This is a genomic window from Singulisphaera photorubra (genome assembly GCF_045290345.1).
Classification (GTDB): domain Bacteria; phylum Planctomycetota; class Planctomycetia; order Isosphaerales; family Isosphaeraceae; genus Singulisphaera.
On the sequence record NZ_CP155447.1, the window covers coordinates 3,576,287 to 3,599,623 of the forward strand.

Annotated in this window: 15 protein-coding genes; 9 read left to right on the forward strand and 6 right to left on the reverse strand. The window is 62.4% G+C overall.

Annotated elements, in window-relative coordinates; genetic code table 11:
* Positions 1-9 precede the first annotated feature (9 nt).
* Both V5E97_RS13715 and V5E97_RS13720 read right to left on the reverse strand, forming a co-directional pair.
* On the reverse strand, positions 10-1,440 hold the full coding sequence (locus tag V5E97_RS13715; RefSeq protein ID WP_406699882.1) for a UTP--glucose-1-phosphate uridylyltransferase: 1,431 nt from the start codon (positions 1,438-1,440) through the stop codon (positions 10-12).
* An 86-nt stretch (positions 1,441-1,526) separates the two neighbouring features.
* Positions 1,527-2,324, reverse strand: coding sequence for an MBL fold metallo-hydrolase (locus V5E97_RS13720; protein ID WP_406699883.1), 798 nt, complete (start codon positions 2,322-2,324; stop codon positions 1,527-1,529).
* 276 nt (positions 2,325-2,600) lie between these two features.
* On the opposite strand from V5E97_RS13720, the gene secA reads away from it, so the two are divergent.
* From secA to V5E97_RS13740, 4 genes are all read left to right on the forward strand, one after another.
* Positions 2,601-6,221, forward strand: a complete 3,621-nt coding sequence (secA, locus tag V5E97_RS13725; RefSeq protein WP_406699884.1) for a preprotein translocase subunit SecA — start codon at positions 2,601-2,603, stop codon at positions 6,219-6,221.
* A gap of 316 nt (positions 6,222-6,537) precedes the next feature.
* Positions 6,538-7,845: a 3-deoxy-D-manno-octulosonic acid transferase gene (locus V5E97_RS13730; protein ID WP_406699885.1), complete on the forward strand. Its 1,308-nt coding sequence runs from the start codon at positions 6,538-6,540 to the stop codon at positions 7,843-7,845.
* A 128-nt stretch (positions 7,846-7,973) separates the two neighbouring features.
* Positions 7,974-8,372 (forward strand): DUF3467 domain-containing protein, encoded by a 399-nt coding sequence (locus V5E97_RS13735; protein WP_406699886.1) that lies wholly within the window; start codon positions 7,974-7,976, stop codon positions 8,370-8,372.
* 547 nt (positions 8,373-8,919) lie between these two features.
* Entirely contained in the window at positions 8,920-13,488 is a 4,569-nt protein-coding gene (locus V5E97_RS13740) for a hypothetical protein (RefSeq protein ID WP_406699887.1), read from the forward strand.
* Positions 13,489-13,620: 132 nt separating this feature from the next.
* Here the strand turns inward: V5E97_RS13740 and V5E97_RS13745 are convergent, their stop codons facing one another.
* A complete protein-coding gene (locus tag V5E97_RS13745; RefSeq protein ID WP_406699888.1) occupies positions 13,621-14,214 on the reverse strand; it encodes a DUF309 domain-containing protein in 594 nt (197 codons plus the stop codon).
* A 123-nt stretch (positions 14,215-14,337) separates the two neighbouring features.
* Here V5E97_RS13745 and V5E97_RS13750 point away from each other — a divergent pair, with 123 nt between their 5' ends.
* The 3 genes from V5E97_RS13750 to V5E97_RS13760 all read left to right on the forward strand — a co-directional run bounded on the left by V5E97_RS13750 (position 14,338) and on the right by V5E97_RS13760 (position 17,841).
* Positions 14,338-15,744 carry an alkaline phosphatase family protein gene (locus tag V5E97_RS13750; RefSeq protein ID WP_406699889.1) on the forward strand — a complete coding sequence of 469 codons (1,407 nt, stop codon included), beginning with the start codon at positions 14,338-14,340 and terminating at the stop codon, positions 15,742-15,744.
* Between the two features lie 707 nt (positions 15,745-16,451).
* Positions 16,452-17,183, forward strand: coding sequence for a hypothetical protein (locus V5E97_RS13755; protein ID WP_406699890.1), 732 nt, complete (start codon positions 16,452-16,454; stop codon positions 17,181-17,183).
* Between the two features lie 169 nt (positions 17,184-17,352).
* Positions 17,353-17,841 (forward strand): iron-containing redox enzyme family protein, encoded by a 489-nt coding sequence (locus V5E97_RS13760; RefSeq protein ID WP_406699891.1) that lies wholly within the window; start codon positions 17,353-17,355, stop codon positions 17,839-17,841.
* Here the strand turns inward: V5E97_RS13760 and V5E97_RS13765 are convergent.
* The gene (locus V5E97_RS13765; RefSeq protein ID WP_406699892.1) at positions 17,822-18,367 is read right to left on the reverse strand and encodes a hypothetical protein; all 546 of its coding nucleotides are present in this window, start codon (positions 18,365-18,367) and stop codon (positions 17,822-17,824) included. The two genes, V5E97_RS13760 and V5E97_RS13765, sit on opposite strands and share 20 nt — an antisense overlap.
* 24 nt (positions 18,368-18,391) lie before the next feature.
* On the opposite strand from V5E97_RS13765, the gene V5E97_RS13770 reads away from it, so the two are divergent.
* Positions 18,392-18,934 (forward strand): hypothetical protein, encoded by a 543-nt coding sequence (locus V5E97_RS13770; protein ID WP_406699893.1) that lies wholly within the window; start codon positions 18,392-18,394, stop codon positions 18,932-18,934.
* A gap of 171 nt (positions 18,935-19,105) precedes the next feature.
* On the opposite strand, the gene asnB is transcribed toward V5E97_RS13770, so the two are convergent.
* Together asnB and V5E97_RS13780 are read right to left on the reverse strand one after the other, a co-directional pair.
* Complete coding sequence (gene asnB, locus V5E97_RS13775; protein WP_406699894.1) at positions 19,106-21,082, reverse strand: asparagine synthase (glutamine-hydrolyzing); 1,977 nt, start codon at positions 21,080-21,082, stop codon at positions 19,106-19,108.
* A 210-nt stretch (positions 21,083-21,292) separates the two neighbouring features.
* The gene (locus tag V5E97_RS13780; protein WP_406699895.1) at positions 21,293-22,207 is read right to left on the reverse strand and encodes a carbon-nitrogen hydrolase family protein; all 915 of its coding nucleotides are present in this window, start codon (positions 22,205-22,207) and stop codon (positions 21,293-21,295) included.
* 425 nt (positions 22,208-22,632) lie between these two features.
* Between V5E97_RS13780 and V5E97_RS13785 the strand changes: the two genes are divergently transcribed.
* Entirely contained in the window at positions 22,633-23,220 is a 588-nt protein-coding gene (locus V5E97_RS13785) for a GbsR/MarR family transcriptional regulator (RefSeq protein WP_406699896.1), read from the forward strand.
* Positions 23,221-23,337: the final 117 nt, after the last annotated feature.

Consider the following 23,337-nt stretch of genomic DNA (forward strand, 5'->3'; position numbering starts at 1 on the left):
GGCGAACGACTATCGCAAGTAGAGCGGTCCTTCGATAACCAAACCGGGACTGACTTTGGACTTGAGCTCTTCGGCGTCGAGGGCGAACAAGGGGCTGACCTCAATTCCGAACGGGACCGAGCCGTCGTTGCGGCGCGGCACCCGGACCCCCGAGCTCTCGAGCCAGCCGGCGAACAGGTCGCTCATGCGCTGGCGAACCGTGGCCGGCGAATCGGGACCGGTGGCATTCTTCAGCGGCTCGAACTCGACCGCGCGATCGGTCTCGACCAACGTCCAGCGTCTGGCCTGGGGGAGAGCATCGAAGATGAACCGCTCGAATTTGACCGCATTCGGGGCCTCCGGCTGGACGAGTTCACCCGAGTCGTCGATGAAGGCGACCTTCTTGATCGCGCGATGGAAGGGGAGTTGAAGTCCGCCGTTGTCGACAAGCCGCTCGATGAACTCGCGTTCCAGGATGTGGACGGCGATGCTCCCCGCCCAGAGAGCGAGGCTGCCGTCCGGCTCGCGACGTTCCGCCAGCTCGGTCGGGAGGTCGGAATACTCGATGACTTGCGGACGTCCCTCCACGCGGACCACCACGCCGACCTTCTCGTCGGGAGCGCCTTTTTCGATCACCTTGAACGAGAGCTCGGCGTCGGCCTCGCGGTGCAGGCCGAGGAATGCCGGATCGGCGATCTGAACCAGCGGGTTATCGACCTGGAAGTAAAAGAGGGTTCGGATCCCTCGCTCGCGGAGCTCGTCCAGGCAACTCGGCGATCCGTCGGCGGGGCGGGCCGCCAGCGCGGCCAGCGTGCCGCCGTGGCCGTCAGGGCTCAGGGCCAGATGCCCCTTCGAGGCGAGCAGAATTTTCCCCGTCGTTTGATCGACGGCGGGCAACTGACCTTGAACGAAGAAGCGGACATGTTCGAGGCCGAAGTTATCGTGCTCCGCGAAAAAACGAGCGGTGGCCTCGTGGTTTTCGGGGCTGGTCATGATATAGAGCGGTAACGGTTTGCCGTGGCGGCGGCCCATCGCGACGATCTTCTCGGCATGAATCTGGAACAGACTCGCGCCTGAGACCGAGCCGATGGCATACGTTCCCTTGGGCCCTTCGAAACCGAGCCGAGTCCCCGAACCCCCCGCCACGATCACGACGCCGACTTCACCGGCGGCCAGCGCGTTTGCGCCAATCTCGGCTACGTGCCGGCGAGCCACGCGTTCCCCATCCGTTTTGGGGAGTCTGAAGACCTCAATGGGCTCAACCTGCTCGGGAGAGATCGACGGTGGCTGATCCGCGATGACCATCTGCGCGATCAGCGTGTCGATCTGATCCAGATCAATGCTTTCGATCTCTGAGATGAGGTCCGCCTGCTCGGTGGGCCCGAGGTCGTCCCACCACCTCAGCAAGGCGTTCTGCCCGTGCCGAGCCAGGCGTTCCACGAGCGATCGATCTGGAGCCATTTCGCGCCAAACTCCCAAACGGCCAGACGATTTCCGGCCGACCCGCAGTTGCGCAGGGCCAGTCGAAGTTTCGGTGGCGACTCTTCTCAGAACTCCAAAGTCAGCCCATCGTAGGCCAAAGCGACTTTGGGGGGCAAGGTCGACTCGGTCGGTCCGTGGTCGAAGCCGTGCGAGAGGTGGGTCAAGAAGGTCCGTCCCGGTCGCAGGCGTTCGACCACGCCAAGCGCCTGTTCGAGACAGAAGTGAGTCGGATGCGGCTCGTGCCTGAGGGCATCAAGGATCAACGTGTCGAGCCCTTCGAGCAGCGGCCAGCTTGCGTCGGGGATCCGGCTCACGTCGGTGCAATAGGCCAGGTTACCGATCCGGAATCCCAGAACCCGGAACCGGCCATGATCCAGACGGAGCGGCATCACCTCTTGGCCCAGGATCTGAAACGGAATCCCGGGGGTGACTCGCTCGAACTGGAGTTTGGGGACGTAGCCCGGCGGCAGCGACATCGCCTTCTCGGAAAAGGCGTAGTGGAAGACTGTGCGAATGCTCTCCTCGGTCTCCGCCTCGCAGTAGACCGGGACCGGACCGCCCAAATACTTCGGGAAGAGCCGGGCATCGTCGAGCCCAAAGAGATGATCGGCGTGACTGTGTGTGTACGCGATCGCATCCACTTTGCGAACTTTTTCGCGGAGCAGTTGCAGCCGCATCTCCGGAGTCGTGTCGATCAAGAGGTTCCCCAGCGGGAACGAGAGCAGGACGCTGGGCCGCGTCCGCTGATTGCGCGGGTCATCCGACGTGCAGACCGCGCATTCGCAGCCAAAGACCGGTACGCCTGTTGATGTGCCGCTGCCGAGAAACACAAGCCGTCGAGGGGCCGTCGCCAATTGCTCCACCGATCTCTTACCTCCCAAGGGGTTCTCCGCCGTCGTCCCGAAGCAGGTGCGGCCTATTGTACGGAGGTTGGCACCCCGGTTCGACATCAGTATGGGCGTGAACCGGCGAACTCGTTGGCGAAATATCCCTGATTGGCTGTCCTTTGAACAGTTATGAGGGGTCGAAATGACGCAGGTTGCGTCGATGTTGACGGTGTTCTCGGTCTGATGTAAGATCGGCAGTACTCTTGACTTATTGCGACTATTCCGAATCCACGGCGCAAGGCGAACTTGGCAATGGAACTGCTTAGCGAAATTTGGGATAAGACGACCGACGCATTCTCCGCGATGTCCGAGGGCGTTTCGGAGGGGCTCATCCGGCTCTTCGGTAACTCCAACGAGCGGCAAATCCGTCGCATGCGTCCGATCGTGAGTCGGATCAATGAGATGGAGCCGGCGATGAAGGCTCTCTCAGACGCCGAGCTTCGCGCCAAGACCGATGAGTTCCGCCAGCGCCTTTCCAAGGGGGAGACGCTCGATGCGCTCTTGCCCGAAGCCTTCGCCGCCTGCCGGGAGTCGGGAACTCGCTACCTCAAGATGAGGCACTACGACGTCCAGTTGATGGGTGCCATGGTGCTTCACGGCGGCAATATCGCCGAAATGGTCACCGGCGAAGGAAAGACCCTGGTCGCCACCCTGGCGGCCTATTTGAACGCCCTCGAAGGGCGCGGGGTTCATGTCGTCACGGTCAACGACTATCTCGCCCGCCGCGACGCGGAGTGGATGACCCCGCTCTTCAGCGGCCTCGGTATGACCGTCGGCGCGATCCAGTCGGACATGGATGCCGAGGAGCGGCAGCGGATCTATGGCTGCGACGTGACTTACGGCACCAATAACGAATTCGGTTTCGATTACCTCCGCGACAACATGAAGCCTACCAAGGAGCTTCAGTCCCAGGGGCCACTTCATTACGCGATCATCGACGAGGTGGACAGCATCCTCATCGACGAGGCGCGAACCCCGTTGATCATCTCGGGGCCGGCCTTCGACGACGTCCGCAAGTACGCCGAGGCCGATCGAATTGCCCGCCTCCTACGGAAGGATACTCACTTCGAGGTCAAGGAGAAGGAGCGGACCTGCCATCTCAATGACGATGGGATCCGTGAGGCCGAGCGCATCGCCGGGATCGAGAGTTTTTATACGCCCGGTAACATGGAGTGGCCGCACCTGATCGACAACTCGCTCAAGGCGCACCACCTCTACAAACGTGACCGCGATTACGTCGAGATGAACGGCGAGATCGTCATCGTCGACGAGTTCACCGGCCGTTTGATGACCGGTCGCCAGTGGTCGGATGGCCTGCACCAGGCCGTCGAGGCCAAGGAACGGGTCAAGATCAAGGAAGAGAACCAGACGCTCGCCACGATCACCTTGCAGAATTTTTTCAAGCTCTACAAGAAGCTCTCCGGCATGACCGGTACGGCCATGACCGAGGCGAACGAGTTCTACAAGGTCTATCACCTCGACGTCGTGGCGATCCCGACGAACCGGGCCCTCACCCGCGAGTCTTACTCCGACGTCATTTATCGATCCGACTCCGAGAAGTTCGGGGCGATTCTCAACGAAATTCGCGAGATCCACGCCAAAGGGCGGCCGATCCTGGTCGGGACGACCTCGATCGAGAAGTCGGAAGAACTTGCCGATATGCTCCGCCGGCATGGGATCGAGCACCAAGTCCTCAACGCCAAATATCACGAGCGCGAGGCGGAGATCGTGGCGCAGGCCGGTCGGAAGGGGGCGGTGACCATCGCCACCAACATGGCCGGTCGTGGTACCGACATCATCCTGGGCGGCAACCCTGAGTTCATGGCCTGGGCCGACCTCAAGCGGCTCAACGACGAGGATGGGCGCCCGCTCTATCCGACCCGCCTGGAGGTTTCGACCGAAACCTGGGCGGAGGCCGTGAACAAATACGAACCCGTGATGAAAGCCGAAGGCCGCGAGGTCGCCGGTCTCGGCGGCTTGCACATTATCGGGACCGAGCGCCACGAGAGCCGTCGAATCGATAATCAGCTGCGCGGACGTGCGGGACGCCAAGGCGACCCCGGCTCGTCGCGGTTCTTCCTCTCGCTCGAAGACGACCTGATGCGGAAGTTCGCGGGCGAGTGGGTTTCCGCCGTTCTGACCCGACTCGGGATGGAAGAAGGCGAAGCCATCGAGAGCCGGCTGGTCTCCCGGCGGATTGAAGGGGCCCAGAAGAAGGTTGAGGAGCGGAACTTCGACTCTCGAAAGAACCTGCTCGAGTACGACGAGGTCATGGACGAGCAGCGCAAGCGGATCTACTCCTTCCGCCAGCGTCTGCTCGACGGGATCCCCGCCAAGGACTCGATCCTTGACATGATCCACAACCAGATCCATGACGCGGCCAATCGGTTCCTGGCCGACGACTACGGTACGTCGAGCTTTGCCGAGTGGGCCGGGCAGCGGCTCGGTGTGGAGCTGAACGCTCGCGACTTCAAGGGAGCGACCTTCGAGGACGCCCAAGAAGAGGCGATCCGGCAAGCCGAACGCCAGGTTGTCGATTTGATTCGGGAGGCGGTCGAGGAAAACCTTCCGGCCGACGCCGAGCCGGCCGACTGGACCTGGCAATCGCTCACCTCCTGGTTCAACGCACGTTACGGCCTGAACATCAAGGACAAGGATCTCCGGAAGTTCGCGCATTACGACCGGGACGACTTCGAGTTCGACCGGGATGAGCTCGAGGATTTCCTGGCTGAGAAAGCTGCGGCCACGATCCATGGGCTCGACTTGACCCCGGCCCGTGAATTTCTCCAGGAGGACTGGGGCCGCCGTTCGTTGGCCGGTTGGCTCCATCACAAGTTCGGCCTGGCAATCGATCCGGCAGAGTGGGCGGGATTGACCAAACCAAAGATCGTCGCCCAGGTGGTGGCTCAATCACGCGAACTCTATGGCCAAAAAGAGGCTGAGTTTCCGGTCCGGGTCGGCCTGACTCGCTACCTCGCCGAGCGTTCGCAGAGCCAGAGCCCGCGCTATGATCGTGAAGGATTGGCGGAGTGGGCATCGGATCGATTCCGGACGACCATCGACGCCGAAGAGTTGCGGCCGATGCTTCGCCCCGAGATCGAGGAACTCTTGATCGGCGTGGCCCGCAAGCACTACCCAGGAGCTCGGCTCGCCAAGGAGCTGGAACAACGGATCGAAGCCGCCTTCGGCCCCGAGTCCTCAGCGGGCAAGCCGGTCCCCACCCCCGATTCCAAGGCGCTGGCTGAGCTCGCGGCTTGGGCGCGGCAAGAACTGGGGAGTGAGACGACCGCCGCGGAGCTTGAGAAGCTGGCTCGCGAGGACGCTCGGCTCCTGCTCGTCAACGCGCTCGACGCTCGGCATCGTCCCGAGATGCGTGAGATGGAAAAGGTGCTCGTGCTCCAGATTCTCGACTCGAGCTGGATGGAGCATCTCCGGGCGATGGATCACTTGCGGAGCTCGGTCGGTCTGCAAGGATATGCGCAAATCGATCCCAAGGTCGAATACAAACGCGAAGGCATGAAGATCTTCGCCGAGATGTGGAACGGGATCTCCGACAAGGTGACCGACCTGATCTTCCGGGTCGAGCAATTCGACCCCGAGTTCCTCTCGTACCTTGGGAATCGCTGGCAGTTGGATCGGGCTCAGTCGATCCATCAGGCGGCACCCTCGGAGCTCGCGGCCACGCCTGCCTCGGGTGTTCGCGCCCAGCAAGATGCCGCGATCGCCGCCAGCCAGCAATCGACCGAAAAGAAGCTGGAGCCGGTTCGCAACGTTGGCAAAAAAGTCGGTCGGAACGACCCTTGTCCATGCGGCTCGGGTAAAAAATTCAAAGCTTGCCACATGCGGAACGAGGCAACGACCGATCCTTTCTAAGCGTCGATGATGACGCGTCGATCATGATCCTCCCTTGGCTCGATCGCCTCACCAGTTCCATTGTGAGGCGTTCGAGCCAAGACCTTCTGAGGTGAGACGACGTATGTCTCCTCAGGAGCGGATGTTGGAGTGCGGGGCAGGGCACCGAGTCATCCCTTCTCACGACTTGCATCCCGGCGCTGACCCGGCACGATTTGTCGTGACGACCCGCTTTACGGTCGTCTCGATGGACGGCTGGGCACACGACTTGCACTCAACTCAGTTTTCGGCCAGTCGCGTCGCTGTCCGTATCGTGGTAAGGGAAAGGATTCCCCCCATGCCGCTTTTGCTGAACGTGCTCTACCTGGTGATTCTTCTGGCTTGCTCGCCGATCTTGCTGCTCCGTGCGTTCCGCGCGGGCAAGTATCGCGAGGGTTGGGCTGAGAAGGTTCTCGGGAGAGCACCGCTCCGGATCGGCGACGGTCCCTGCCTCTGGTTCCACGCGGTCAGCGTTGGTGAAGTGTTGCTGCTGAGGCCGATCGTCGAGGAGTTGGCGCGAAGGCGGCCGGGATGGGACGTTGTGGTCTCAACCACGACGAACACCGGCTTGGCCGTGGCCCGTCGGACGTTCCCCGACCTGGTCACTTTCTACGCTCCGCTCGACTTCAGTTGGGCTACCCGCCAGGCTCTCGCGCGGGTCCGGCCGACCGTTCTCGCCCTGGTGGAACTCGAGCTTTGGCCCAACCTGGTGTGGTCGGCGAAGCAAGCTGGTGCACGGGTGGCGATTGTCAACGGCCGTTTGAGCCATCGCAGTCATCGCGGCTATCGACGGCTTCGGGGGCCTCTCGGACCGACGCTCCGAAGGCTCGACACGGTGGCCGTTCAAAATGACGAGTATGCGGACCGGTTCGAGGATCTCGGGATCCCTCGCCAGCGCATCCGGGTCACCGGCTCGATCAAGTATGACGGCTTGGAGACCGATCGAAACAACCCGCAAACGCTCACGCTCCGGCGAGAACTCGGACTCTCGGCATCCGACCTGGTTTTCGTGGCCGGAAGCACGATGGAGGGGGAAGAAGCGGCCGCGCTCGCGGCCTATCGGGCCGCGCGTTTGAGGCACCCTCGCCTTCGCCTGGTGCTTGTCCCGCGGCATGCCGAGCGGTTTGAAAAGGTCGCGGCATGGCTCGGGCAACTCGGTGAACCTGTGTTGCGGCGGAGCCAGTCGTCCGTTCCCCGGTCGAAGTTCGCCCCGTCGCCGATCGTCCTCGTCGATTCGATCGGTGAACTCTCGGCGATCTGGGGCCTGGCTGATGTGGCGTTCGTGGGAGGCAGTCTACTCCCCGGCCGCGGCGGTCAGAATATGATGGAACCGGTCGCCTTTGGTTCGTCCGTGTTGTTTGGACGCTACACGTCGAACTTCCGCGAAACGGTCGAGCAATTGCTCGCACGGGGAGGCGCCCGTCAGGTCGCCGATGCCTCGGAACTGGCCGAGGCCTTGATCACCGATCTGGACGATCCGGAAACCGCCGCCGTACGCGGTGCGGCGGGACGAGCCTACGTTTTGGCTCAGTACGGCGCATCGACCCGTACCTTGGTCGAACTTGATCGCCTCGTTGAATCACCGATGCTTGAAAAGATCGCCTGAGGCTTGACGGAGCCTGGCGGAAAACTCTTGGCGGGTCTTACACGTCTGGTTGTGGGACCCGCACGGCTATGGTACGCTCGGTTCCCTTCGCCGTCTCGGTGAGGAACAACCTGAAACGGGAGAACGACATGAGTGAAAAAGACGTGCCCGAAGGGGCGGTTGCTTCGCAACAGCCGAATCAGCAAGTGGCCACCGAGGTGGTCGTCGACGATTCGGGGACGTTACCGTCATACTCGAATTTTTGCCGGGTCACTGCGACGCCGGAAGAAGTGATCTTGGATTTCGGCCTGAATCCCCAGCCGTTCGCGACCGGACGGCAGGACGTCAAGGCGAACCAGCGGATCGTAATGAACTTTTACACGGCCAAGCGACTCTTGACCGCGCTCGGCATGACGATTCAGCGGCACGAGCAGACGTTCGGCGCGATTGAACTCGACGTTCGTCGGCGAGCGGGTTCGGCCCAGCAGCAGTTCGCGCAGAACCAGGGCCGGCCTCCGGGTAGCGGTCCCCAAGGGGTCGTTGAGTAAGCCGTTTCAGATCTCCGTCCCTGCTCTCCGAGCCGACTGATTTCGCCCTCATCAGTACTCCGTGACCTTCATGAAACGGAGTCCCCGATTTCTCTTTGTCCACCGGAACCAGGTGGTCAAGAGATTCGGGATGAGGGCGTTTCTTTTTGCGCTCTTTTTCCGATCGCGATCCCGTTCTTCGCTCTCGCCTCTCCGGCCCGCTCAACTCCCCCCCACTCGTCGGCTGAACCTCTCGGACTCGCCTGGAAACAACGAACTCGAACGTCGTCTGCAGGTGCGGACGGCGTGACCGAGAGACGTTGACCGCAGGGCCGAAACACTCCTTGCCAACGATTCCACCGTCAAGACCAGATCTTTCGTTGAGTTCTGAATCGGATATAGCCGATTCAAGACCATAATGGCAGTCCGCGTATGCCGGTTGGACCGGTTGCCGGGCTTGCCGCGGTTTCGACTCAACCGCCAGCGACGGTCGCACCGATACCGTAGTCTGCCGGGCATCTCGGCCTCGGTCCAGGACGGACCGTGTCCAGCCTAAGGAGAGCATGGAATGTCTCAGCCATCCCGACCGCAGGCGCGAGGCCCAGCGCAGCGGCGTCGCCGAAGTTTTCAGGTGGAACAGGTGACTCGACTCGAGGACAAATACCTCCTCGCGCCGTTCGTGACGATTGCACCTCGAGTGGCGACGTTCACTGCTGCGACCACGCCTTCAAACGCATTCCTGGGAACTGTCCAGGTCAATACCCCTACGACGACCACAACGACTGCGTTCCCGTCGGCGGCCCCGACGACCTCTGTGTCGCTCCTGACGCCGAACAACTCTTTCGGTGGCGATATCGTCCGCATCGAGGCGGGTCCCGGCGGCGATTTCGGCCGCGGGGTGTATGCCGTTTCCCGAGGAGCGGGCGGTAATGCAGGTGCCATCGATCGACCGGGTGTCGTCTACCGGGTCGATCCGGCTACCGGTAAGTCGTCGGTCTTCTTTGACTTGAACACGGTCCTGAGCCAGCTCGAGACCGGCGGCAACGCCTCGAACTCGATCAGCGAGTCTTCGGGTCTGGTGAACTGGTATGACATTGCGTTCGACCCTGAGGGATACTTCGACGGTCGCCCGTCGATGTTCGTGAGCAGCGTCGATCGCTCCGACCCCAACAAGAACGTGATCTATCGGATCGCCCCCGACGGTACGTTCATGGGGGCGTTCGCCTCGCTCACCGACGGCTTGCAGAATCTCAATTTCGTGATGAATCCGAGCGCGATCGTGGTTCCGCCGGTCGAGAACCAGTCGTTCCTCCGGGGCCTGGTCTCGGGCAGCGGGATGGCGGCTTCCCAGACGACGGCCGCCGGTGGGGGAACCACGTTCGCTGGTCTCTTCTTCGACGCGAACAGCTATTCTCCCGGTCAGAACCTCAGTTCCAACACGCTCCCTCTAGGTGTCTCGCAGACGGGCTTTACCTTGGGCCCCCAGGTCGGCCTGACGGCGTCCAATGCAGACTACCTCTCACGGGTCTACGACGTCTTCACCGACTTCGGCACTCCCGCTGCCGGCGGCATTCCCGCGCGGACCGGTGTCAGCGGCGTTCAGGGGATCAGCGGAGATCTCTTGATCTCGCCCCCCGGATCGGCGGCAACGACCGCCACTCTGCCCCCGGACCAGTTGGCGCTGATCTCAACGCCGTTCCGGCGGTTCGAGGACATTGCCTTCGACCAGTACGGTTACTTCTCGCAAGGCTTCCCGATCGCGGTCAACACGACCACCACTCAGGGCGGAACTCTCAACACGATTGGCTCGCCGGTCAGCGCGGGTAGCCTGTTCGTAACCGATCTCGGGACCGGTCTCTTCGTGGACGTGACGTCCATTGCGACGACCACGGCTCCGATCACCCCCGCAACGCCCGTCCGGATTCCCATCCAGGGACCGGGAGCGGTCGGTGTGACCATTGATGCCAACGGAAACGTTCTCCCGACCGTGACCAATGGCAACACCACGGGGGGCAGCAATATCGGCGGCCGGATCGTTCGGATTACGCCGCAGGGGATCCTCACCACCTTCGCCGAAGGCTTCAATACCTCAGGAGCGCAGGACTCGACTAGCTTCCTCGATTCGAGCCTGAGCATCACCTTCTCGGCGGACGGAACGACTCTGTACGCCTCCGACGACGATGGGATCTGGCAGTTCAAGTCGACGACCAGCCTGGCCAGCTCGACCAGCGGATCGATCATCGGTTTGAACGACCTGAAGACCCTCGGTGTGCCCTACGACGGGCAGGATAGCGCCGTCGCGATTGTCGACACGGGTGTTGATGCCCTCTCGCCACCGTTCCGCGGTCGAGTCGCGGCCGGCACCAACGTCGTCACCAACGGCTTCGGCAACACTGATACCGCGACGATCACGTCGGCCACAACGACCGGTGGAGGTGGCACTGGTGGAGGTGGCACTGGTGGAGGTGGCGGCGGTACGAATAGTGCGAACAACACCACGTCCATCACTGCGGATGGCCACGGTACGCTCGTCGCCGGAGTGGTCGCTCAGTTCGTCCCGCAGGCCACGATCCTGCCGGTCAACGTCTTCTATCCGTTCGTCAGCTTCACGAGCAGCCAGAGCACTGGCGGTGGCGGCGGCGGGACCGGCGGCGGGACCGGTGGTGGGACCGGCGGTGGGACCGGCGGAAACCAGCAATCGATCAGTGTGGCGTCGAACGCGCTGACGACGACCGATGCGGTTTACAATGGGACGGTCTACGTCGCCAAGAATCCGTTCGTGAACGACCCGGTCCGGCCGAACAAGGCCGATCGCGTGGTGGCCTCGGTCTATGGCTTCGGCACGACCGAAACATTCGTCGGCGAAGGCACTGCCTATCGGCGCTATCCGCAGATGGTGATCTCCTTCAAGAACCAGTTGAAGAAGTTCCGGGCCTTGGGGATCGCCCCCATCGGAGCCGCGGGGCAGTTTGGAGCACCGTTCCAGGCGGGGACCGGCAACAACCAAAACGGTGGCACGACGACCGGTGGCACTGGCACGGGTGGACCGGCAGGCCTGGGAACCAATAACGCCGAGAACACCAATAACGGCGACGTGAACGGTATGGCCTTCCCGGCCGTCCTCAACGAAGTGGTGTCGGTCACCGGCACACTTCCGTTCCCCTACGCCACGGGACCTGGGCATACCCCCGTCGACCCCACGATCGGACCGTTCCAGACCGCGCTCAACTTCACGCCTGCGACGATCTTCCAAGAGGGCGTCGTGATCGGCGGCTTCGGGATTACGGGGACGGGCACGGGGAACAACGCGAACGGTAACCCCCCCATCACCCAGTTGACCGCAGGTGATATCGGGATCTATAGCGACCGGATCCTCGCCTCGGTCAACCGAAGCGTGACCACCGACTTCGCGGCCCCAGCCCTCGACGTTCCGACCTTCCGCAGGCGGATCGTCCTTGTGGGAGCCTCGGGGAGCGGAACCAACACCACCACCAACACCACCGTGGGAACGGGGGGCGAGACGGTCGACCCGAACAACCATATCACGAACGTCGCGGGGGGGACGTCGCTCTCCGCGGCGATCGTCGGTGGATCGTTCGCCACCATCGCTTCGGCACTCGACTACTGGTCGACCTTGAGCGCGGGAGGGATCACTTCCGACGCCTATCTCACCCAGCCGGTGGGGGCGCGTACCCTGAACTATGGGACGCACGGTCTCAACAACCTGGCGGCGTACAACAACCCGGATGGTATCAACTCCATTCTCGCTTGGACGTCGGTCCCGGTCGTCGATCCCAACGACCAGCTTGGCAGCGCGAATCCGCCCTATCTGATGGGAAGCCCCGACTTCCGGGAGTTCGCCCGAATCGATATCGGGAATGCCATCGCGGCGATCGAAGGAGAGGTTGCGGTCAACTATCTGCTCGACCACAACATCTTCCCGATCATCGACGCCAACAAGAACGACAATATCACTCCGCAGGAGATCCAGAACTTCGTCGACCAGTCACTGACGACCGGGATGCCCGAGGCAGGAGCCATGGCCCGACTCTTGGGCGGCACCTCGCGAATTCCCCAAACCGGTGCCCAGAGCACGCTCTTCGGCGAGGAGCCCGATCAACCCGACGTCCTCCAACGCCGTTTCAACTTCTTCGACTATGCGGCTGACGGTCAGCTGAACGGTGGCATCACGGTCGACCAGCTCAAGATGCTGGCCCACACGTTGTTGCCCAAGCCGGACGCGTACCGGATCAACGACCGCCAGCGGGCTTCGGCCAACGGATTCTTGCTCGACCCGACCGCGAAACGGAACTTCACGGACCTGCAACACATCCTGCCGAAGTTCCAGTTCGTTCCCAAGTCCGCCGTTGCCAAGTACCGGAACATCTCGCCGGCACGGTTCAAGGTCAACCGCCTGGTGCCGGGTATCGACTCGATCATGACCCAGTTCCCGGTCTACACACTCTTCAACGGTAATCGAGCTCAGCAGCCGTCGACGCCGACCCCGACACCTACCGCAACGCCGACGCCGACACCGACGACAACCCCGACGCCGACGCCGACGACAACGCAGACTTCAACGACCACTGGAGGGACGACGACCACTCCGACCAGCACCTCGGCCGATCAATCGAAGGAGATCCTCGAGGCCCTCAAGAAGCTAGCGGGGGGCACAACGGCTGCAGTCGGGACTCCGAGTACCGTGGGCGACCTCACGCCGCTGCCTGAAGCAACGCCGATTCCGCAAACTGGAACAGACGCGGCGACGCCTGTTACCCCCGCGACGCCCGACACCACCACAACGCCAACCGACACGTCGACGACCTCGACGGATCTCGCGGCCACGACGGTGAGTGCGGACACGACGCCGACGCCGACGCCAACACCGACCCCGACACCTACCGCAACGCCGACGCCGACGCCGACTCCGACGACAACGTCAACGACCGAGCTCTCAGCACCGACGCCGATCACCACGACGACGTCGACGACGACGACCTCGGCGACGGTCCAGAGTGGTGCTGGAAAGGCGCCTGTGGGAGTGAACGTCGTTCGTAAGAAGACGACGGCCGCGCCCAAGAAGAGCAACAACGTCTTCGACAAGATCTACGACGGTATCAAGGGTATCTTCGATTGATCGGTCGATGGACTGAGACCTGATCGGTGACACGGCCGGCCGCGTCTTCTCACGAAGGCGCGGCCGGTTCGCGTTGCCAGGGGCGACGCCGTGAGACGGCGCGGCGGATGCGGATCGGGATCGTCCTCGTTACTAATGACCGAGGTCGTCAGCCGGCGGGACGGAAGACCGAAGGTCCCCAACCGGCCGAGGTTCGATGCGGAAGGCGAAGACGCGAGCGACCCGGGCTTCGCGCGTGCCGGAATCAGAAGGGGGATCGGCGGCGATCTGCTCGGCGATTCCTTCAATCTCGCCGAGGTTGAGACCGAGCTGGTGCCGTCCAGCCTGGATCTGAGCCGTCCTGAAGAGTGCGGCCGCGCGTCGAGCGTGAGTCGCGACGCCCCTTGGCTGCCGTTCTCGGACCTTGACCCCCGCGGCAGCGAGCTTGATCAGGCCGCGAAGGATGTCCGCCGTCGTCCCTTTCCGGCCATGCGCATGCCAGAGCGCTTCCCACGCTTCGTGGGCTTCCCAATAATAACCGGCGTTGAACAGGGCGATTCCGCGAAGGTACGCGACAGAGTCGTCCCATGCCTCGGCCGCGATGGGTGGCTCCGATTGATGACCGCGGCCAGCGGAGTGACCCAGAGGAGAACTCGTCGGATGTGGCCAAGGTCCTTTCGGGACGTACGCATAAGGGGGGAACGCCTCGCTGTCGCCGGCATCCATCACGCTCGACTCCCTGGGCATTTCGGACTCGCTGACTTCGATGCTAAAATCTTCCCCAGTTCCAGCGCAGGCTACCAGGGTCAGTAACGCGGTCGGCGTTTGGCGACCCTCCTGCCATGGCGAACTCTTGATCGAGTGGAAGTCTTGCAAACACGTGCCCTTGCCCCTCTGGTCTTGATCAATGCCGTGGGATTGACTGGCCGGCTCCTCGCGCATGCGCCCCGGTTGCGCGCCCTTGCCGAGGCGGGTTGGCTCCGTTCGGTTCGTGAAGTCATTCCCGCCGTGACTTGTACGGCCCAGGCGAGCCTATTGACAGGATTTCCGCCCTCAGGCCACGGGATCGTGGGGAACGGCTGGCTCTTTCGCGAAACGGGTGAAGTCCGGTTCTGGCAGCAAGCGAACGCGTTGATTCAGGCCGAGCCGCTCTACAAGACCGCGGCTCGCCTGGCCGCCAAGGCCGGTCGGCCATTTCGGTCCGCGCAACTCTTCTGGTGGTTCAATCAAGGGGCGGCCGTCGACATCAGCGTGACCCCGAAGCCCTACTATGGAGCGGATGGCAATAAGGCGTTCGGAATCACCGGCACCCCTGACGGATTGACCGAGCGGCTCGAACGGGAACTCGGCCCCTTTCCGTTCCGGACCTTCTGGGGACCTGGGGCCGGCCTCCCTTGCACCGCCTGGATCGCTCGCTGTGCCGCGTCGCTCTTGGCGACGGAGCCGCCTGACCTCAGTTTGGTCTACCTGCCCCATCTCGACTACGAGCCGCAACGCCAAGGGCCGACAAGGTCGGATATGGCCCGGCTGGTCGGGGAACTCGACGAGGCATGCGTCCCGTTGCTGGATGCGGCTCGTCGAGTGGGAGCGAGAGTCTGGGTCGTCAGCGAGTACGGTCATTGCGATGTCTCGCGTCCGATCCTGATCAATCGCCTTCTGCGCGGGGCCGGCCTCTTGGTGGCGCGTGACGGACCGTTCGGCGAAGTGCTCGACACGTTCCAGAGCCGTGCCTTTGCGGTCTGCGACCACCAACTGGCCCATGTCTACGTGCGCGACGCTCAGGATATCGAGCGGGTCCGCGACCTCCTCCTCGGCCAGCCGGGCATGGCCCAAGTCTTGGCCGGCGACTTACGTCGTGAGTGGGGACTGGACCATCCCAGGTCGGGGGAACTCATCGCCCTTTCCGAACCGGATGCCTGGTTCGCTTATCCCTACTGGCTCGACGATCGCCGAGCCCCCGACTTTGCCAGGACGGTCGACATCCATCGCAAGCCGGGCTACGACCCGTGCGAGCTTTTCTTCGATCCCGCCCTGCGATGGCCCCAAGGGCGTGCGATGATCCGCCTGGCGCAGAAGAAGCTAGGTTTTCGCACCCTCTTCGATCTGATTCCGCTCGACGCGACCCTGGTTCGAGGGAGCCATGGCCTTCACGCCGCGACCCGGGAAGACCGTCCGATCCTGATTGGCGACGGTCCAGCACCCTCGGCCGACGAGACGATCGAGATGGTCGATGCGCACGGCCTCTTGCTACGAGCCCTTGTTCCCGAGGCGGAGTGATGCCGGCTTCGCCTCGTGGAGCGCCCTTTCCAGACGTGCCCCGTGGCTTGTAATATCGGTGGTATCAAGGCGTGTGCGCCTTGAGCAGCCAGCATATCCACCGCGCGAGGTCGTTGTCTCCTGGGGTCGAAGGACCAGATGGAAATGGTTCGGCATTAGGCAATATCCGAAGAGGTCGAGAGGGAGACGCCGGTGGGCGTCGGTGATCGCCTCGACGAAGGCGTCGTAGCCGGCCGGCTTGTGAATGACAAGGCCCACGGCGGTTGCCGCAATTCAAGGCGTGGTAGATCATGCCGCAGACAGAAGTGCGAGCGGTGCGTGGCCTGCCCCGGAGATAGCCGGGCACTCAATCCGAGTCGATATTCCCTCCGTCACGAACGCCGTCAATCGAAACGTAACCCAAATTATACTATAATTTTAGAGGCGATTATACACCAGTATAAACTGATATGGTTTACGTCTGCATGATGAGAGAGAGCAACGGACGCGTCTGGTGGAGGGCGTTTACTCATCCAGGCAGGCGGTATCCTCTTGCTCGCGAAAGGCGCATGGCCGTAGATTGAATGACGGCGAAAGACGACGCTCTTGGGCCGGCGCCACCATCGCCGCGATCACCAGGCGACTCGGTTGCACCACTTTCACGGTCAACTTCCGCCGACGGGCGTCACAGTCTTCGCTAGGTAATCACACGGGGGAGATGGACGCGCATGGTGGAACGTCACACCCAACACCTCAAGTGCACCAGTCAAGCGACCCTTCCGGACGAAGACATCGAGATCCTCAACCGCATGCGTTATGTAGTCCTTCCGGGCAAATACCTGGAGGGGCCGCTTATGAAGGAGTACTTGACGGCCTATAACTGCTGGAGACTCATCTGGTGGCAAGCACTTCTCGAGCTTGATGGATCGGTTTCACTTGACGCGGACGACTTCACACGGCACGACCAAGTTGGTGCGCTCTTCGCTGAGGAGCGATTCGTTGGGTGCGCCTTCTTCAGCGTGGTCAACCCCAAGCTGCAACCGTTTCGAGAGGATTCTTACTTCCGTGCTTGGAGCGACGAAGCGGTGTCGAAGCTGACCGCGCCCGGGGACGTCGTGGTAATGTGCAGCAATTTTTCGCTTCACCCCGACTGGCGCAGAGGTACCATGGCGTTGAACCTCAAGTACCTTTTGTTGGCGCTACACATCAAGTACTTCCGCACGACCGGGTTGCCCGCCATGACCGGGACGGTGAGGCGTGACAAGGGTATGCATCACTTGTCGTATGCCTTCGGCGGTGTGCCGCTGGAGACCGGTGTCGCCTCGCCGCATGGCGATCTCGTCGACCTCGTTGGATTCTTCCCGGACAGGATTACGGCGTGTGCCGACGAGGCCGTCAACCACTGGGCCGATCGAATCTGGCAGGCGTCAGGCTACGGCGATCCGAAACAAGAGACCTGAGCGGTCAAAGGGATGATATGAACGAACAAGCCCTGAAGTCGACCTTCGCGCGGGTCATGCAGGAGAGTGCGGAGCCGATTCTCCGTTTTCCTGGGCCGACAAGTACCATTACGCGCACTGGCTCGGACAGACCTATTACTTCTTGTGCCATGCCACGCGGATGCTCTGCTTGGCGGCCGCGCACTGCTCACTCGACGTCGACCGACGACTTCACCTGGCCTGTATGGAGCATGCGCAGGACGAGAAGAACCATGAGCAACTCGCGCTCAATGACCTGGAGCAGCTCGGGTACTCCTTGGACGCGTTCCCCGAGCTACCCGACACGGCTCAACTCTATCAGTCCCAGTACTACTTGATCGAGCACGTCAATCCTGCTGCGTTGTACGGAAGCATCCTATACCTGGAAGGCCTCGCCAGCACCATCGGCCCGGAGGTCTTGCAGCGTGTCACGAACAGTCACGGTCAGGCGGCGGTGGCCTTCCTTTATGAACACGTTTCGTTAGATAAGGAACATATCAAAAAAGCCCTGGATGTCGCGAGCCAATGCCGTCCGGAACAGCTCTCATCCATCATTTGGAGCCTGAGGCAGAAGAAGACGATTTACCTGCACATCCTGGAGTCCATCAGTCAAACGTCGCTCACTCGAGAGCGGTCATGAGTCGGCCTGGTTCGGGGAATGTGTGCCAGCGACATATCCGCAGCACACTGTTCATGCACTCGACCGCGCTGCTCGCCCGGAACGTATCGCGAAGCACCGCCGCAACCCGCCCGTAGGACGCTTGTTCTGCCGGGGCCAGATCGCCGGCGCCCGCGACGGTTTGCAACAACGCCATCAGCCCGTTCGTCAGCTGAGGCGGGTGGTGGCGCAGCCGCCACCGCCAGACCATCGCCTCACGCCACTGGCGACGCGGCTCAGCCGCCTCCAAACGGCGGTGCATTCGGTCCAGAAACGCCAGACTCCGCCGGTCGTTCAAGACGTTCCGCACCTTGGACCAGTCGGGGCCGCTCAACTCCCCAATCGCCGCGCCGATCTCGGCCTGGGCATGGCCGCGGTCGTTGAGCCGGCCATCTGGGGCGAACAGGTCCAACGCGGCGTGAACCCGCTTCCAGGCGGTTTCGAGACGCTCGGCCTGCTCGAACGACGCGACCGCCTGCCGCCACGCCGCCCGGGCGGTCAGGGACACGCCCCGCGGCGGAGAAATGGAGAAATGGGGAGCAGGCCAACAAAGGATGAGCCAAGTAAATTCGCTCCGTCCCATTTGGTTTTTCCCGACCTCCTCCTCGGCCAGTCGGGCGTGGCCCAGGTCCTGGTCGGCGAGTCGCGCCGCGATTGGGGACTCGACCATCCCAGGTCGGGGGAGCTCATCGCCCTGTCCGCACCGGATGCCTGGTTCGCTTACCCCTACTGGCTCGATGATCGTCGGGCCCCCGACTTTGCCAGGACGGTCGACATCCATCGCAAGCCGGGCTGCTACGACCCGTGCGAGCTTTTCTTCGATCCCGCCCTGCGATGGCCCCAAGGGCGTGCGATGATCCGCCTGGCGCAGAAGAAGCTGGGTTTTCGCACCCTCTTCGATCTGATTCCGCTCGACGCGACCCTGGTTCGAGGGAGCCATGGCCTTCACGCCGCGACCCGGGAAGACCGTCCGATCCTGATCGGCGACGGTCCAGCACCCTCGGCCGACGAGACGATCGAGATGGTCGATGCGCACGGCCTCTTGCTACGAGCCCTTGTTCCCGAGGCGGAGTGATGCCGGCTTCGCCTCGTGGATTTTGCGATTGCGCGGGACGCGGCTTGCCTGGTTTTGCGGAAGCGAATCCTGGTGGACCGTGCCCACCCTACGGACGCGGAATTCGCATTTCGTAGGGTGGGCACGGCCCACCAGGATTGATTGGTGCCGATGGCGAAAACATGAGCAATTCTAGGAAGTCACAGCTTCCGGGATGTCGATGTTCTCGATTGAAGTCGGAGTCCAGGTCGGCAATTCGCAGAGGCCGCCGCCGCAGAACAAGTGGTGCCAGAGCTGGGTCGTGACGACGCAGGTCAGCGCGACGTCGAAGGCGAGGCGGCGCGGTGTGATCCGTGGGATCATCATCTGCCATTTTCGTTCGTTGGCGACGACCTTCGGGTCGAAGTAGCCGGTTTCGCGGAGCGACTCGGGGCTGAGGAGCTGGTCGACCCAGGAGGGCCGATCGGGACCGAGGAAGGTCTTCGCGAGGCTGGCGCGGAACATCGTCTTCGGACGATTGGCAATCTGGGGTGGGAGCGTTTTCGCGGCCACCTGTCTGAGGATCCACTTCTCATTCATGCCGCGGAGTTTGTAGTCCGGGCTGAGCCCCGCGCAGAAGTTGATGACATCGTCGTCGAGGAACGGGTAGCGGGTCTCGACCGACGAGTGCATGGCGATCCGATCGCCCTTGGAGATCATCAAGAGACCGGCGAGCATGACCTTGTAGCCGACGTAGAGCGACTGGTTCAACGGGTGCCAGCGCTGCATCCGGTCGTTGGTGAGGCTCAGGTCGGAATAGGGGTCGTGATCGGCCAGCCGGTTCCACATCCGGTCGCTGTAGAGGGTCGATCGGGCCTGACTGATCAGCTCATACATGTCCTGCTGCGCGGGCCTGACCCCACCGAGGGCGAGCTCCGCCGGTCGATGAGCCGAGCCGCCGCCGACCGCTCCCAACATGAATTTGCGGAACATGCGGGGAATCGGAGCGCCGATCTTTCCGACGATTGCCTCGCGTACCTTCTGTGACTTGAACCAGACGTAACCGGCCAGCGCTTCGTCGGCCCCTTCGCCCGTCAGCGCCACCTTGTAGCCCTGGCCGTGAACCGCCTGGGCCAGACGCATCAACGCCGCGCATGAGGTGTCGAGGATCGGCCCCTCGGCCGCGACCGTCAGTTCCGGAAACGCGGAGGCGATCTGGGCTTTATCCATCGTCACTGTCGTGAGTTTGGATCCGAGCACCTGCGCGGCCTCGATCGACTGCGGACGTTCGTCCGGGCCGGCATTGTCCAGGCCGATCGTGAACGAAGGGACCGCCGAGCCCCGTTGTCGTGAGCTCAGACCCAGAACAACCGTCGAGTCGAGGCCACCGCTGATGTAACTGACGACCGGAACATCACCTCGCAGGCGACGCTCCACTGACTGGCGCAGCAACCCCTCGAATTCGTCGATCAAGGGCTCGGGGTTGTCGAGCCGACGCTCGTCGCCCATGTCGGGAAAGTCGAGATCCCAGTACTGCTTCACCTCGACCCGGCCGTCCTTGATTCTCAGGTAATGGCCCGGGGCGAGCGACTTGATTCCGTCGAAGTAGGTGCGCGTCGTCCCCGCGCAGAAGAATGAGAAGAGATGATCGATCCCTTTCGGGTCGGGCACAGCCGGCACCATGCCCGAAGAGAGAAGTGCCTTGATCTCGGAGCCCCAGAGGAGCCAGCCATCGCGCTCGGTGTAGTAGAGCGGGCAAATGCCCACCCGGTCGCGCCCCAGGATCAGGGTTCGATTTTGACGGTCCCAGAGTGAGACCGCGAACTGGCCCCGCGCCCGATCGAACATCGCCTCGCCGTGGTCCTCATAGAGGTGGACCCAGGCCTCGGTGTCGCACCGGGTTGCCAGGCGATGCCCGCGGGCCAGCAACTGCTCACGGAGTTCGGGATACTCGAACAACTCGCCGTTGAAGGCCACCCAAATATCGCCGCGTTCGTTGGGAATCGGCTGCCGTCCGCCGGCCAGGTCGATGATCGAGAGCCGGCGCGCCCCCAGGGCGACCCCGGGTTCGATGTGAATATGCTCGTCATCAGGTCCACGATGGGCGATCGCACCGGTCATGGCCAGGAGCCGTTGTGCCGGAAACTCACGCGTACCATTCAGGTCCAAAGCACCAGCGATGCCACACATCGTCGAACCCTCACCCAGTTTGTTTTCGTTGGATTCAGCCGCCGAGGCGAGAAGGCGCTCGGCCCAGGAAGTCCAAGAGAGGAACGTGCCAAGCCATCCAACCAGTTGCTGCGACAACGTCGGGCAAACGCCATGTCAACAGGCTTCAGCCGTTTAATGGTAGGAGATCGATCTCGGGCAAGTCAAAAGTGAGAGTCGAGGGAGTGGCGGTCAAAGACCTGCGCCGGCTCGCTCTCCAGTAGATGAAACCACCGAGGACGCCGATCCAGAGAGTTCCGAGCCGGAAGAGGAAACCACGCGGGCCGAGGGGGACGTAGAACGCCACGATTTGAGTCCTCGATGAGAGTGAACGGTCAGTGAAGACAGTAAGACTTGTTCCTCGACACCGGCCAGGACCGTCGCGCCGTGGAGTCCATCGCTGATACTACTGAGGCCGGCGAACCGATCGGTAATTCGCTGTTTGATGACCGGAATCATGGTCTGGGTGGAACCACACTGGTTCGCGAACACGACGGGAATTCCCAGGTCATAAGCAACCTTACCTGGTATTGCGCCCGAGAGCGGGCCGACATGGCCGAAGAGCCAATGTTTTTTTCCGGTATTGCGATCCGCGAAGTCAGGCCAGGCCGCCGACACGATCGCCATGTCGATCCGATCGCGATATTGACGCCAGACCCGGCGATAGATCATATCAGCACAGACCGCAAAACCGATTCGTCCCCAACGGGTCGTCACGATCAACGGCTCTCGGCCCGGCATGAACCGGAACCGTTCCCAGAAGACGAGGTTGCGCTTTCGGTAGACGTGCGTTTCCCCGTCCGCGGTGACGTAGGCGATGGAGTCGTAGAGGTGCCTTCCTTCCCGCTCGACGAACCCCGCGGCAATGTCCATCCGCCACTGGCGGCTTCGCTTCCGCAGGTAGTCGAGGGTCGGACCATCCCGGCCTTCGGCATAAGGTGTGTAGTCGGGACAGAGGCTGTAGCCCGTGTTGAATAGCTCGGGCAGGACGGCCAGCTCCGCCCCTCCCTCATAGGCCTGACGAAGCAACCCGTCGGCCCGCGCAACGTTGTCGGCGACGCGAAGGGGCTCGGAGTTCATCTGAATCGCAGCGGCGACGATTTTCATGGTGGTTCACCCCCGCATCCATGAGGATGGCGAACTAATGTGGTCAGAGGAAGCGCATTGGGAGCAGAGGTTCAGGTTGTCCGTTCAAAAAAATGCGACCACATGGAAGTCGGTCGCCTCTCATCATCCTAATCATCGGCGGGAACCAGGCCGTCGCAGGGAAGATTTTTTCAGATCAAGCCTGGTCGTACGGTATTGTCCGATTTCGCGAAGAAGGCGGAACGCGACGCGGACGCCTGGAACGCAAGCCCGGAACCGATTGATCCGTACTGTTAACCCATTTCGAAACGGCCGAGAAGATCAACTCAAGAAAAAGGCCGCGTTGGTCGACTCCCCCAGGCGCGCGTTCAGTCTGAGGCGCGGCCATTCCCTTGTTGTGTCCGCTACTACGGAGTATTATTTCTGAAGAAACTGTTTGAGCAGACATGGCGGTACATCCCGTGACACTCACTCCCGCTGCACAGAAGTTCGTTCTCCATTGGGGCGAGATGGGCCAGGCCTGGGGGATCAACCGGACCATGGCCCAGGTTCACGCATTGTTGTTCGTCGCTCCTCAGGCCCTCGACGCAGAGGAAATCAGCCGGCTGCTCGACGTGAGCCGCTCAAACGTTTCGACGAGCCTGCGCGAGTTGATCACCTGGGGGGTGGTCCGCCGGGTCCACATTATCGGCGATCGACGGGACCGCTTCGAGGCGCTCAAGGACGTCATGGAGACGTTTCGGGTGATCATGGCCGAGCGGAAGCGGCGCGAGATGGATCCCACTATTGCGCTCCTCGAGCATTGCGTCCACGAGGCCGAGACCGGCGGAGACGCCGAGGACTACACGCGCGAGCAACTCGAGAAGATGCTCGAGTTCACCCGGATGGTGACCACCTGGTACAGCCAGATCGATCGCTTGTCGACCCCGGCACTTCAGCGTCTGTTTCGCGGGGGGGCGAAACTGGCCACCCTGTTCGGGATTGCGGGGTCGGCTCCAAGCGAGGCAGCTGAATCCGGTGCCGGGAAGAAGTAAAAAGAGACAGGCGGGGACGGTCTTTTCTCGATTTTGCGGGGTGTCGCCCCGGGCTGCCCCCTCCTTGAGGTGGCTTCTGGGCTGTCCGCAACCTAATCCCAGAGCCACCTGACAGTG

Excerpts from the sequence above, each read along its gene's own strand:
- V5E97_RS13715 (WP_406699882.1), bottom strand. The coding sequence starts at position 1,440 with ATGGCTCCAGATCGATCGCTCGTGGAACGCCTGGCTCGGCACGGGCAG.
- secA (WP_406699884.1), top strand. The coding sequence starts at position 2,601 with ATGGAACTGCTTAGCGAAATTTGGGATAAGACGACCGACGCATTCTCC.
- V5E97_RS13730 (WP_406699885.1), top strand. The coding sequence starts at position 6,538 with ATGCCGCTTTTGCTGAACGTGCTCTACCTGGTGATTCTTCTGGCTTGC.
- V5E97_RS13735 (WP_406699886.1), top strand. The coding sequence starts at position 7,974 with ATGAGTGAAAAAGACGTGCCCGAAGGGGCGGTTGCTTCGCAACAGCCG.
- V5E97_RS13740 (WP_406699887.1), top strand. The coding sequence starts at position 8,920 with ATGTCTCAGCCATCCCGACCGCAGGCGCGAGGCCCAGCGCAGCGGCGT.
- V5E97_RS13745 (WP_406699888.1), bottom strand. The coding sequence starts at position 14,214 with ATGCCCAGGGAGTCGAGCGTGATGGATGCCGGCGACAGCGAGGCGTTC.
- V5E97_RS13755 (WP_406699890.1), top strand. The coding sequence starts at position 16,452 with ATGGTGGAACGTCACACCCAACACCTCAAGTGCACCAGTCAAGCGACC.
- V5E97_RS13770 (WP_406699893.1), top strand. The coding sequence starts at position 18,392 with ATGGGGAGCAGGCCAACAAAGGATGAGCCAAGTAAATTCGCTCCGTCC.
- asnB (WP_406699894.1), bottom strand. The coding sequence starts at position 21,082 with ATGTGTGGCATCGCTGGTGCTTTGGACCTGAATGGTACGCGTGAGTTT.
- V5E97_RS13780 (WP_406699895.1), bottom strand. The coding sequence starts at position 22,207 with ATGAAAATCGTCGCCGCTGCGATTCAGATGAACTCCGAGCCCCTTCGC.
- V5E97_RS13785 (WP_406699896.1), top strand. The coding sequence starts at position 22,633 with ATGGCGGTACATCCCGTGACACTCACTCCCGCTGCACAGAAGTTCGTT.